Annotated in this window: 9 protein-coding genes; 4 read left to right on the top strand and 5 right to left on the bottom strand. The window is 64.7% G+C overall.

All coding sequences use genetic code 11. The features are described 5' to 3' along the window. Nucleotides 1-72: 72 nt before the first annotated feature. Nucleotides 73-1,074: a phosphogluconate dehydrogenase (NAD(+)-dependent, decarboxylating) gene (gene gnd / locus KGM94_RS17880; RefSeq protein WP_300262118.1), complete on the bottom strand. Its 1,002-nt coding sequence runs from the start codon at nt 1,072-1,074 to the stop codon at nt 73-75. Nucleotides 1,075-1,090: 16 nt separating this feature from the next. Next, nucleotides 1,091-3,940: a bifunctional transaldolase/phosoglucose isomerase gene (locus KGM94_RS17875; RefSeq protein WP_300262114.1), complete on the bottom strand. Its 2,850-nt coding sequence runs from the start codon at nt 3,938-3,940 to the stop codon at nt 1,091-1,093. Nucleotides 3,941-4,550: 610 nt separating this feature from the next. On the opposite strand from KGM94_RS17875, the gene KGM94_RS17870 reads away from it, so the two are divergent. The 4 genes from KGM94_RS17870 to KGM94_RS17855 all read left to right on the top strand — a co-directional run bounded on the left by KGM94_RS17870 (nt 4,551) and on the right by KGM94_RS17855 (nt 10,109). Then, nucleotides 4,551-6,494 (top strand): PrkA family serine protein kinase, encoded by a 1,944-nt coding sequence (locus KGM94_RS17870; protein ID WP_300262111.1) that lies wholly within the window; start codon nt 4,551-4,553, stop codon nt 6,492-6,494. 19 nt (nt 6,495-6,513) lie between these two features. Further along, nucleotides 6,514-7,788: a YeaH/YhbH family protein gene (locus KGM94_RS17865; RefSeq protein ID WP_300262122.1), complete on the top strand. Its 1,275-nt coding sequence runs from the start codon at nt 6,514-6,516 to the stop codon at nt 7,786-7,788. Continuing rightward, nucleotides 7,785-9,332 (top strand): SpoVR family protein, encoded by a 1,548-nt coding sequence (locus tag KGM94_RS17860; protein ID WP_300262107.1) that lies wholly within the window; start codon nt 7,785-7,787, stop codon nt 9,330-9,332. Before KGM94_RS17865 ends, KGM94_RS17860 begins: the two co-directional genes overlap by 4 nt. 333 nt (nt 9,333-9,665) lie before the next feature. After that, nucleotides 9,666-10,109 carry a CBS domain-containing protein gene (locus KGM94_RS17855; RefSeq protein ID WP_300262104.1) on the top strand — a complete coding sequence of 148 codons (444 nt, stop codon included), beginning with the start codon at nt 9,666-9,668 and terminating at the stop codon, nt 10,107-10,109. A 22-nt stretch (nt 10,110-10,131) separates the two neighbouring features. Here the strand turns inward: KGM94_RS17855 and KGM94_RS17850 are convergent, their stop codons facing one another. The 3 genes from KGM94_RS17850 to KGM94_RS17840 form a co-directional block, all read right to left on the bottom strand. Continuing rightward, complete coding sequence (locus tag KGM94_RS17850; RefSeq protein WP_300262101.1) at nt 10,132-10,581, bottom strand: DsrE family protein; 450 nt, start codon at nt 10,579-10,581, stop codon at nt 10,132-10,134. Nucleotides 10,582-10,610: 29 nt separating this feature from the next. Next, a complete protein-coding gene (locus KGM94_RS17845; RefSeq protein ID WP_300262098.1) occupies nt 10,611-11,231 on the bottom strand; it encodes a hypothetical protein in 621 nt (206 codons plus the stop codon). A 108-nt stretch (nt 11,232-11,339) separates the two neighbouring features. Then, nucleotides 11,340-12,208, bottom strand: an 869-nt coding sequence (locus KGM94_RS17840) for a 2-oxoacid:ferredoxin oxidoreductase subunit beta (RefSeq protein ID WP_300262095.1), incomplete at its 5' end; no start/stop codon positions are given.

Raw genomic sequence — 12,208 nt, 5'->3', positions numbered from 1 at the left:
ATGACGAAGGCGCAATTCTCGGGCTTTTGCTGTTCTTGCGGATCTGCTGTCACGAGCCGCTCTCGCTCCTGTCTAGCCTTTCGGCCCGGACGCGCCCGGCTGTTTCGGCTCCTTGTGGCCGCCGAAGCCGGCGCGCATCGCAGAGAGAATTTTTTCGGCGAAGGTATGTTCCTTGCGCGAGCGGAAGCGGGCGAACAGCGCCGCGGTCAGAACTTCCGCCGGCACCGCCTCGTCGATCGCTGCGTTCACGGTCCAGCGACCCTCGCCGGAATCCTCGACGAAGCCGGAATATTCGGACAAGGCCGGGCTGTCGGCGAGCGCGGTCGCGGTGAGATCGAGCAGCCATGACGGGATCACGCTGCCGCGGCGCCAGACCTCGGCGATGTCGGCGATGTCGAGATCGTAGCGGTGATCGGGCGGCAGTGCTTCGAGATTGGCGTTCTTCAGGATGTCAAAACCCTCGGCATAGGCCTGCATCAGGCCGTACTCGATGCCGTTGTGGATCATTTTGACGAAGTGTCCAGCGCCCACCGGGCCGGCATGGATGTAGCCGCGCTCGATGCGGGGATCGCGGCCCTCGCGGCCGGGGGTGCGCGGGATGTCGCCGGCGCCGGGCGCCAGCGTCGCGAAGATCGGATCGAGCCGGTCGACCACCTGCTTGTCGCCGCCGATCATCATGCAGTAGCCGCGCTCGAGGCCCCAGACGCCGCCGGACGTGCCGACATCGACGTAGTGGAGGCCGCGCTCCCTGAGAGCCCTGCCGCGGCGGACGTCGTCCTGCCAGAAGCTGTTGCCGCCGTCGATGACGACGTCGCCCTCCTGCATCAGCTTCGCGAGCTGGCCGATGGTCGTCTCGGTGATGCGCCCCGCCGGCAGCATGACCCAGACGGTGCGCGGCTTTTCCAGTTTGGCGACGAATTCCTCCAGCGTATCTGCGCCTTGCGCGCCTTCGGCGGCAAGGCCGGCGACCGCCTTGGCATCCTTGTCGTAAACCACGGCGGAATGGCCGTTCTTCATCAGCCGGCGGACGATGTTGCCGCCCATCCGGCCGAGGCCGATCATGCCGAGCTGCATTCCGATTCCATCCTCTTCAGTTCAGCGCGTCCGTGATCGCCGCGTTCAGCGCCGCGAGGCCCTTCTTCAGCCCGCCCTTCAGGTGAACGCGCAACGCGCGTCGTCCGCGTTCGGTGAGCACGTCGAAATCGCCGCGCGCCTGCGCCGCCTTGATGACGCCGAAGCTCGCCTTCTGGCCGGGGACGGCCAGGTCCCTGGCGTCGTCGGCGGTGATCTGCAGGAACACGCCGCTGTCGGGACCGCCCTTGTAGGCCTGTCCGGTCGAATGCAGGAAGCGCGGGCCGAACTCGGCGCAGGTCGCAACGTGGCGTTTCTCGCGCACCGCGAGCCGCATCGCCTGCAAGGCGCCGATGGTCGCCTTGTCGCGCTCGATGTAGCCGAGCAGCGCGACGTAGTCGCCGCCGTTGGAGCGGCCGAAATGCGCCTTCAGCCACGAGGCGAGGTCGCCGTCGGCGCCCGCCGCGCGCAGTGCCGCGGCGTTGGCCTCGTCGGTGTAGAGATCGGCCTCCGCCGTGCTGACGACCGGCCGCTCTGCCGGCAACGCGCCGGTCTTCTCGAAGGCCGCCGTCAGCTCGCGGGTCTTGATCTTGGCCGATTCCACGTCCGGCTGATCGAACGGGTTGATGCCGAGGATGGCGCCTGCGACCGCGGTCGCCATCTCGAAGCGGAAGAACTCCTGGCCGAGATGCTCGATCGACTTCATCAGGATGCGCACCACGGGATGGCCCGCGCGCGCGAGCATGGCGAGCTTCTCGTCGTGGATGGCATCCGCTTCGCCCTCGGTGCGGATGTCGATGAAGAAGCGGTCGTTGCCGTAGACGGAGGGATCGTCGAGCGGCTCGCCCTCGATCGGGATCAGGCCCTTGCCTTCCTTGCCGGTCGATTCCGCGATGAGCTGCTCGGCCCAGGCGCCGAAATCCGCGACCTTTTTCGACGATGCGATCGTCACCTTGTCGCGGCCTTCGAGGCCTGCGAGCCCCATCGCGAGGCCGAGCTGGACGCCGGGATTTTCATGCGGCGGCACGTCCGGTCCGCAGGAGCGCGCCATCGCGAGCGCATGCGTGACGAAGCTCTCCACGTCGATGCCGGCGGTTGCAGCCGGTACGAGCCCGAAGGGCGAGAGCACCGAATAGCGCCCGCCGATCGAGGGTTCGCCGTGGAAGATGCGCGCGTAATGGAGTGTCCTGGCCGCCTTCTCCAGCGACGAGCCGGGATCGGTGACCGCGATGAAGCGGTGGCCGGTCTTGACCGACGGCCCGACCGCCTTGGCGACGCGATCGTAGAAATAGTCCTTCATCGCGTTCGGCTCGGTGGTGCCGCCGGATTTGCTGGAAACGATGAACACCGTGCTGGCGATGTCGATCTTTGCTTCCATGGCCCGCACCTGCGCCGGGTCGGTGGAATCCAGCACGTGCAGTTTGGGGAAGCCTGCCTTCCTCGGAAAGGTCTCGGCGAGCACCTCGGGACCGAGGCTCGATCCGCCCATGCCGAGCACCACCGCATCGGAGAAGTTCTGGGCCTTCACCCGGCCGGCATAGTCGGCATAGTCGGCGAGGTCGGCCTTGGCCGCGCTGTCGAGCCAGCCGAGCCACTCGTCCTCGTCGGCGCCGGTCCACACCGACCTGTCGCGCTGCCACAGCCTGCGGACCTTTGCGCCCGCGCGCCATTCCTCGGTGGTTTTCGCGAGCACCTTGCCGAGACCGTCCCCCAGCGCCAGTTGCTGGCGGTTGATCGCCGCTCCAAGCACGGTCGCGCGCTTGTGCGCGACCGCGCCGTAGAGCTTGTCGGCGGCGTCCGCAAACTGCCTGACGCCGTCGGTGACGAGCTCGGCGGTGATCGCCTCGAGCGAGATTCCGCTCCGCGCCAGCTCCTCCAGCACGCGCCGCGCGTCGTCGACGTCTTCCTCCAGACTGTTGCGGAGCTTGCCGTGGTCGCGGAATGCGTCCAGCGTCGCCGGCGGCACGGTGTTGATGGTGTTCGGTCCGATCAATCCCTCGACATAGAGGACGTCGCTGTAGGCCTTGTTCTTGGTGCCGATGGAGGCCCACAGCATGCGCTGCGGCCTGGCGCCCCTGGCGGCGAGCTTCTCCCAGCGGGGCCCTGCGAACAGGCGCTTGTATTCCTGGTAGGCCAATTTGGCGTTGGCGATCGCGACCTTGCCCTTCAGTGCGGCGAGCCGCTCCTTCTCGCCGGGGTCGTTGGCGCGCGCGATCTTGTCGTCGAGCTGCTTGTCCACCAGCGAGTCGATCCGACTGACGAAGAAGCTCGCAACGCTCGCGACATGCGACGGATCGCCGCCGCCGGCGACATATGTCTCCAGTCCGGAGAGGTAGGCCTCGGCGACCTCCAGATAAACCTCCCTGGAGAACAAAAGCGTGATGTTGACGCTGATACCCTCGCTGGTCAGCCGCTCGATCGCCGGCAGGCCTTCCGGCGTCGCCGGCACCTTGATCATCAAGTTCCTGCGATCGACGTCCTTCCAGAGGTGCCGCGCTTCCGCGATCGTACCCCTGGTATCGGTCGCCAGGTAGGGCGACACTTCGAGGCTGACGAAGCCGTCCTGGCCCCTGAGACGGTCATAGACGGGGCGCAGCACGTCGGCGGCGTTCCGGATGTCCTCGACCGCGAGCTTTTCGAACAGATCGGCCACCGAACGGTCGCCGCGCTTGAGCGCCTTGCCGACCGCGGCATCATATTCGTCGGAGCTGCCGATGGCCTTTTCGAAGATCGCGGGGTTGGAGGTGACCCCCTTGACGCCATCCGTGTCGATCAGCCGCTTCAGGTCGCCCCTGGCGATGAAGCCGCGGGCGAGAAAGTCTAGCCAGACCGCTTGTCCATGCTTTTCCAGTTCTTTGACGGGATTCATGATCTCTTTTCTCTCCAAGCCGGTGGCGGGCAAGGGGTTCCCGCGCGGGTCGTGACGGCCATGGTGTTAACATGACCCCGGGAGGGAACCAATGACGGGCGCAGGGGGCACGCTGCTAGGCTAACTCCGGCAGGATCATAACGATCCGGTCACCCCAGCATCGGACGGAGAACGGCGCGCCGCGCGCTTCGACGACCGATTGCCGACGCGCGTCTGGGCGGAGCGGCCGGCTTCCCCTCGTGCCGCACGCCGCGACACATCGCATCGCAACAGACACGCCTGTGTGACGCTCGGCCGCGCGCGCAGGGCGTCACAAGTTTGCCGTCAGCTCATCGCTATGTTGCAGTGCCGGAAGGAGATTTCTCCGGGATCGCCCGGATGTTGCGTTAAGGATACATTAACTAAAAACCAGCCACGCTGAAATCGGATTCGCTTAGAAAAAAGGCAGGTGCCTGTTTGTAATTCATCCGATGCCCGCGTTGTGCGTTGCGCAGCTTGGCCGGCCGGGTGTCCAATGACGCGTATGTGCTCACGCTGATTCGCGAAGCATCCAGGGAACTCTCCGATAACACGGATCGTTGCCCCGGTGCACACAAGTGGAGAAGGGGTCATGTACAACGATTCTTTGTTCAACGCTTTCGCTCGGTCGTTCGAGGCAAGAAGCCAGCACGACATATCGATGGCGGAATATCTGGAATCGTGTCGAAGCGATCCCATGCGATATGCGAATGCAGCCGAGCGACTACTAGCGGCGATCGGTGAGCCCCAGACGATTGACACGGCCAAGGACCCACGCCTTGGCCGTATCTTTTTGAACCGTACGATCCGCACCTATCCCGCCTTCGCGGGCTTCTACGGCATGGAGGAAACGATCGAGCGCATCGTTGGTTTCTTTCGCCACGCGGCGCAGGGCCTCGAAGAGCGCAAGCAGATCCTCTACCTGCTCGGCCCGGTCGGCGGCGGCAAGTCCTCACTCGCCGAGCGGCTGAAGTCGCTGATGGAGGTGCATCCGATCTACGTGCTCAAGGCCGGCGACGAACTCTCGCCCGTGTTCGAAAGCCCGCTCAGCCTGTTCGATCCGGACCAGCTCGGGCCGATGCTGGAGGAGAAATACGGCATTCCGCGCCGCCGGCTGACCGGCCTGATGAGCCCGTGGTGCTACAAGCGGCTGGAGGCCTTCGGCGGCGACATCTCGCAGTTCCGCGTCGCAAAGATCCAGCCGTCGCGGCTGCGCCAGATCGCGATCGCCAAGACGGAGCCCGGCGACGAGAACAACCAGGACATCTCCTCGCTGGTCGGCAAGGTCGACATCCGCAAGCTCGAGACCTACGCCCAGAACGATCCCGACGCCTACAGCTATTCGGGCGGACTGAACCGCGCCAACCAGGGCATCCTCGAATTCGTCGAGATGTTCAAGGCGCCGATCAAGATGCTGCACCCGCTGCTCACCGCGACGCAGGAAGGCAACTACATCGGCACCGAGAACATCGGCGCGATCCCCTATACCGGCATCATTCTCGCGCACTCCAACGAGGCGGAGTGGCAGAGCTTCAAGTCCAACAAGAACAACGAAGCCTTCATCGATCGCATCTGCGTCATCAAGGTGCCCTACTGCCTGCGGGTGACCGAGGAGCAGAAGATCTACGAGAAGCTGATCCAGGGTTCCGAACTCGCTGCCGCACCCTGTGCGCCGGCCACGCTGGAGACGCTGGCGCGGTTCTCGGTGATGTCGCGGCTGCGCAAGCACGAGAATTCCACGCTGTTCGGCAAGATGCGGGTCTATGACGGCGAAAGCCTCAAGGAATCCGATCCGAAGGCGCGCAGCGTCCAGGAATATCGCGATGCCGCCGGCGTCGACGAGGGCATGGACGGCGTCTCCACGCGCTTTGCCTTCAAGATCCTGGCTGCGACCTTCAACCACGATCCGCAGGAGGTCGCCGCCGACGCCGTGCACCTGATGTACGCGCTGGAGCAGGCGATCCGCCGCGAGCAGCTGCCCGAGGAGACCGAGAAGCGCTACCTCGAGTTCATCAAGGCGGAACTCGCGCCGCGCTATGCCGAGTTCATCGGCAACGAGATCCAGAAGGCCTATCTGGAATCCTACTCCGACTACGGCCAGAACCTGTTCGACCGTTACGTCGACTATGCCGATGCCTGGATCGAGGATCAGGACTTCAAGGATCCCGACACCGGACAGCTCCTGGATCGCGAGCTCCTCAACCAGGAACTCACCAAGATCGAGAAGCCGGCCGGCATCGCCAACCCGAAGGACTTCCGCAACGAGGTGGTCAAGTTTTCGCTGCGGTCGCGGGCACAGAATGGTGGCAAGAATCCGGCCTGGACCTCCTACGAGAAGATTCGCGACGTGATCGAAAAGCGGATATTCTCCCAGGTCGAGGACCTGCTTCCGGTAATCTCCTTCGGATCGAAGAAGGACGGCGAGACCGAGAAGAAGCACGGCGAGTTCGTCGCACGCATGGTGGAGCGCGGCTACACCGAGCGTCAGGTTCGCCGGCTCGTCGAGTGGTACATGCGGGTGAAGCAGGCCGGTTGAGGCGGATGCGAAAGTGGCCATTCACATCATTGACAGGCGCCTGAATCCGGGCGGCAAGAGTCTCGAGAACCGTCAGCGGTTCTTGCGTCGGGCCAAGTCCCTGGTGCAGGGCGCCGTCAAGAAGACTTCGCAGGAACGCGACATCAAGGACGTGCTCGAGGGCGGCGAGGTCACGATTCCGCTCGACGGCATGCACGAGCCGCGTTTCCGACGCGAGGGCGGCACGCGCGACATGGTGCTGCCCGGCAACAAGAAGTTCGTCGAGGGCGACTACCTGCCGCGCTCGGGCCAGGGCAGCGCGAAGGATTCCGGCCCCGGCGAGGGCGACAGCGAGGACGCCTTCCGCTTCGTGCTGAGCCGTGACGAGTTCGTCGACCTGTTCCTCGACGATCTCGAGCTGCCCGATCTCGCCAAGCGCAAGATTGCCGAGACCGAGAGCGAAGGCATCCAGCGCGCCGGCTACACCACGTCGGGCTCGCCCGCCAACATCTCGGTGAGCCGGACGGTGCAGCTCGCGTTGGCGCGCCGCATTGCGCTGCGGCGTCCGCGCAAGAGCGAGATGGACGAGCTGGAAGCCCGCATTGCCGAATGCGACGATGAGGCCGAGCGGGCCGATCTCGCGGCCCAGCTCGAAAGACTGAAGGCCAAGGCCAAGCGGATTCCGTTCATCGACCCGCTCGACATCCGCTACCGGCGCTTCGAAGCCGTGCCGCGGCCGGTGGCGCAGGCCGTGATGTTCTGCCTGATGGACGTCTCCGGTTCGATGTCCGAGCACATGAAGGACCTCGCCAAGCGCTTCTACATGCTGCTCTACGTGTTCCTCAAGCGCCGCTACAAGCACGTCGAGATCGTCTTCATCCGCCATACCGACCACGCCGAGGAAGTGGACGAGCAGACCTTCTTCTACGGCCCGGCCTCCGGCGGCACGCTGGTATCGAGCGCACTGCAGGCCATGAGCGACATCGTGCGCGAACGCTTCAATCCCGCCGACTGGAACATCTACGCGGCGCAGGCTTCCGACGGCGACAATTCCTACTCCGACGGCGAGCTCGCCGGCATGCTGCTGACCGAGAAGATCCTGCCGGTCTGCCAGTTCTTCGCTTATCTCGAGGTCGGCGAGTCCGGCGGCAGCGCCTTCGATCTCTCCGACTCCGCGCTCTGGTCGCTCTATGAGCGCCTGCGCAATAGCGGCGCGCCGCTGTCGATGCGCAAGGTGAGCGAGCGCAGCGAGATCTTTCCGGTGTTCCACGACCTGTTCCAGCGCCGCGAAACCCAGGAGAAGGTTGCTCCATGACCGATACTTCCGGACGCTTGTTCGAGGGTGCGGACTGGGACTTCCGGACCCTGCAGCGCATCCACGACGCCTGCGAGGAGGTCGCCTGCGGGGAGCTGGGACTCGAGGTCTATCCCAACCAGATCGAGGTCATCACCGCCGAGCAGATGCTGGACGCCTATTCGTCGGTCGGCATGCCCTTGTTCTACAAGCACTGGTCGTTCGGCAAGCATTTCGCGTTCCACGAGGCCTCCTACCGCAAGGGCCTGATGGGGCTCGCCTACGAGATCGTGATCAACTCCTCGCCCTGCATCTCCTACCTGATGGAGGAGAACACCGCGACGATGCAGGCGCTGGTGATCGCGCATGCCGCGTTCGGCCACAACCACTTCTTCAAGAACAATTACCTGTTCAAGCAGTGGACCGATGCCGACGGCATTCTCGATTACCTCGAATTCGCCAAGAACTACGTCGCGAGCTGCGAGGAGCGCTACGGCCGCGCCGAGGTCGAGCGCACGCTCGATGCCGCGCATGCGCTGATGTCGCACGGCATCGACCGCTATCCCGGCAAGAAGAAGCTCGACCTGCGAGCCGAGGAGAAGCGCGCCGGACGGCGCCGCCAGCACGAGGAGGAGGTGTTCAACGACCTCTGGCGCACGACGGTGCCCACGGGGCCGGCCAAGAGCCGCTCGCTGCTCTCGATCGAGCGCCGCCGCAAGCTGCTCGGCCTGCCGCAGGAAAATCTCTTGTACTTCCTGGAAAAGAGCGCGCCACGGCTGGCGCCCTGGCAGCGCGAACTCTTGCGCATCGTCCGCCACATCGCGCAGTATTTCTACCCGCAGAGCCAGACCAAGGTCATGAACGAGGGGACGGCGACCTACGTCCACTACCGCATCATGACTCGGCTGCACGAGCAGGGGCGCATCTCCGACGGCAATTTCCTGGAGTTCCTGCAGTCGCACACCAACGTGGTGTTCCAGCCGGAGTTCGACGATCCGCGCTTCTCGGGCTTCAATCCCTATGCGCTCGGCTTTGCGATGATGCAGGACATCGAGCGCATCGTCACCCGCCCCGAGGCCGAGGACCGCGAATGGTTCCCGGACATCGCCGGCCGGAACGACGTGATGGGCGTGCTGCGCGACGTCTGGGCCAATTACCGCGACGAGAGTTTTGTCGGCCAGTTCCTGAGCCCGCGCCTGATGCGGCACCTGCGCATGTTCCACCTGCATGACGATCCCGAGGAGCGCGCCGGCATCCGGGTCGACGCCATCCACGACGAGCGCGGTTTCCGCCGGGTCCGCCGTGAACTGGCGCGGCAGCACGACGTGGGCTTCATCGACGCCAATATCGAGGTGGTCGACGTCGACCTCGCCGGCGACCGCCGGCTGATCCTGCACCACCACGTCGTGAAGGGTTCGCAGCTCAATGAGACCGACGCCAAGCGGGTGCTGCAGCACCTCGCCGACCTCTGGACCTACGACGTGACGATGATCGAGGTCGATGCCAACGACAAGGTGCTGCGGGAGTACGTGATGAGCCCGAGGCCGGTGACGGTGGCGGCTTGAAGCCAGGCCCGAGGGTCACGGCAGTAGCCCGAGCGATGCCGAATCTCCAATCTCGCTGTCATGCCCCGGCTTGGGGCATCCAGTGCGCCGCGGCTTCCCGGCTCAGTCGCCGCGGCCTCTGGAATATTGGATCGCCCGATCAAGTCGGGCGATGACGGCTGAGTAAGGGCAACGGCTTCGAGCTGGAAGTGGTGAAGGTGCTATCCTGCTGTCGAGATCAATGGCAGGCTTCGCCGGCGCCATCGGCGCGGTGCTGACAAGGCGAGATAATTTGACTAACCTTCAATGCGGGCCATCAAGACGGCGCAGCACCGGGCCCACGAGGGGAGATCGATGAGCACCGTAAAAAGCGCTCTGGCCCAGAAGAGTGGCGCCCTGATCCATGTTCGTTCCGGCGACATGGTCGTCGAAGCCTTGCGCCAGATGCGCGAAAACCGGGTCCGGTCGGTGCTGGTCATCGACGACGACGTGCTGGTCGGTATCGCGACCCAGGGTGACTGCGCCATCAAAGTTCTGCTGCCCGGGCTCGATGCGAAGCAGACGCCGGTGGGCCAAGTGATGACGGGAAACCCGGTGACGGTCAAGCCGGACGATCAGCTGGAAGGCTGCATGGCAATGATGGCTGCGCGCGGTTTTCGCCACCTGCCAGTGCTGGACGCGGGCAAGGTCGTGGGCGTGATCTCGATCGGAGACGTCGTCAAGAACATCATCCGGGATTTGGAGCACAACGTGGACGACCTGATGGGCTACATCATGAAGGACGGCCCCGGGGGCTGACAGACGAACCGCAGGGGAAGCTCTAAGGCCGCAAATACAAATACCCCTGCGATTGCAGCTCTGCGAGCCTCACCACGCCGCCTTTTTCCGCACTGACGAAGCCGGGGAGCAGCTCCTTCAGCGTGATGTTCTGCGCCTTCATGGTGTTGCCGCAGGCGGCGAGCTCGACGCCGTCCCTGGAGAACGCGCCGATCCGTTTCGTGACGTCGGGATTGGCCTGCGCCGCGTGGAACGCCTTCAGCGCCGGGCCGTGGATCACGAGCGCGAGCGTGACGTGGTCGGGCCCGCCGACGCCATCGATGTGGTTCTGGATGTTGCCGAGCACGAAGTTGACTTTTTCGGCGTCGGCGAGATGGTAGACCACTTTCAGCTTGCCGGCCGGAGTTGCCTCGGTCGCGGCACTGGCGCGCGAGGCGGCGAAGGCCGCGCCAAGCGCCGAGACGGCGCTCCACAAGATGTTGCGTCGGTTCATGGCTGTGCTCCTGACTTTGCCCGAACCTATCACTTGTGGCGGAGCGCTGCGAGTTCCTTGCGGTCGGTCACGAGCGACGCGCAATCGGCATTGTCGGTGCGATCGAGGCGGAAAATCTTGTCGTCGGCACCTGCGAGCAGGGATTTTTCGGCGTCGTCGTCGGGCTTGTTGTTCTGCCAGACCCTGATGCTTTCGAGCCGCACGATAGCCGATCTGTCGTCCTTCGACAGTGCCACGCCGATGCCGCCGCCGTCGCAATCGACGCCGCAGCCGAAACGAACCTCGTCGCCATTGTCCTGGAACAGGGCATGGCCGCAGGAGCCGCTGGAGTCGAATTCGCCGGAGCGGTGGCGGTACCGGAAGCCGAGCCGGAAGGAATAATGCAGCTCCTTGTCCTCTTTCTCGTACTCGGCCGAGACCAGGAGCTTCATCGAAGCGACCTTCTGCTTGGGATGCCGGGCGAGATGTTCGGCGTCATAGCGGCGAACGAAGCAGGCATAGGCCTTGTGGCCGGGTGGCCCGGCAAACATGCGCGCGTTGAAGGCCTCGGCCTGCGCCCTGGTGACTTCCCGGAATTCCTGGCTGTCCTCGGCCCTGACGGGGCCGAGCAGCGTGGCGAACGCAAGAGCGACGAAGAGGGAAAATTTCATGATGGTCCCGGACGCGTTGGCGATTTGGCCGCACCAAGCTGGCGCGGACCTATCGGCCGTTAGTCGCGTCCCGCACCTCGCGCGTTCAAGTGCCGCGGCGGCGTCCGGTTACCGCAGACTGGCGTTGATCTTCTCCAGCACTGCCGAGCCCGGGCAGAGATCGCCGGCTTCTAGCGTGTTCAGGGGAGCCTCGACCGTGTTGAGGTGCGCGTGCAGATCGTCCGCCTCGGGGTCGACATAGAGCAGGCCGGTGACGATCTGGCCCTTGGCGGCGTGCTTCTGCAAGAAGGTCATGGCGCCGAGCCGATCATGCGGATCGTAGTCGGCATCTAACTTGCGCAGCGCCAGGCGGGTGCCGTCGTGCTGCTCCACCACCTGCACCGTGCCCGGCGCGTAGTCGACGCTGATCGGCTCGCGGCCGACCAGCACATCGAGCCGGTTCACGGCGTCATTGTGCTCGCGGACATAATCAAAACTCTTGGTCGAGCCGGCGTGGTTGTTGAAGGCGATGCAGGGGCTGATGACGTCGATGAAGGACGCGCCCTCGTGGCGGATCGCAGCCGCAATCAGCGGCACCAGCTGGCTCTTGTCGCCGGAGAAGCTGCGGGCGACGAAGGTGGCTCCCAGCTGCAGCGCGATCGCGACGAGGTCGATGGCGTTGTCGGTATTGGTGACGCCCTTCTTGGACTTCGAGCCGCGGTCGGCGGTGGCCGAGAACTGGCCCTTGGTCAGGCCGTAGACGCCGTTGTTCTCGACGATATAGGTCATGTTGACGCCGCGCCGGATCGAATGCGCGAACTGGCCGAAGCCGATCGAGGCGGAATCGCCGTCGCCGGACACGCCGAGATAGATCAGCTCACGGTTGGCGAGGTTGGCGCCGGTGAGCACCGAGGGCATGCGGCCGTGCACGGAGTTGAAGCCGTGCGAATTGCCGAGGAAATAGTCCGGCGTCTTCGACGAGCAGCCGATGCCGGAAA

Origin of the sequence: Bradyrhizobium sp., from assembly GCF_028868675.1 — a bacterium.
Lineage (GTDB): Bacteria > Pseudomonadota > Alphaproteobacteria > Rhizobiales > Xanthobacteraceae > Bradyrhizobium.
The sequence above is the reverse complement of the archived record's forward strand: the minus strand, read 5'-3'. Positions and strand labels throughout refer to the sequence as shown.

What these genes read in the sequence shown, in the direction of transcription:
- gnd (WP_300262118.1), bottom strand. Translation starts at nt 1,074, where the DNA reads ATGCAGCTCGGCATGATCGGCCTCGGCCGGATGGGCGGCAACATCGTC.
- KGM94_RS17875 (WP_300262114.1), bottom strand. Translation starts at nt 3,940, where the DNA reads ATGAATCCCGTCAAAGAACTGGAAAAGCATGGACAAGCGGTCTGGCTA.
- KGM94_RS17870 (WP_300262111.1), top strand. Translation starts at nt 4,551, where the DNA reads ATGTACAACGATTCTTTGTTCAACGCTTTCGCTCGGTCGTTCGAGGCA.
- KGM94_RS17860 (WP_300262107.1), top strand. Translation starts at nt 7,785, where the DNA reads ATGACCGATACTTCCGGACGCTTGTTCGAGGGTGCGGACTGGGACTTC.
- KGM94_RS17855 (WP_300262104.1), top strand. Translation starts at nt 9,666, where the DNA reads ATGAGCACCGTAAAAAGCGCTCTGGCCCAGAAGAGTGGCGCCCTGATC.
- KGM94_RS17850 (WP_300262101.1), bottom strand. Translation starts at nt 10,581, where the DNA reads ATGAACCGACGCAACATCTTGTGGAGCGCCGTCTCGGCGCTTGGCGCG.
- KGM94_RS17845 (WP_300262098.1), bottom strand. Translation starts at nt 11,231, where the DNA reads ATGAAATTTTCCCTCTTCGTCGCTCTTGCGTTCGCCACGCTGCTCGGC.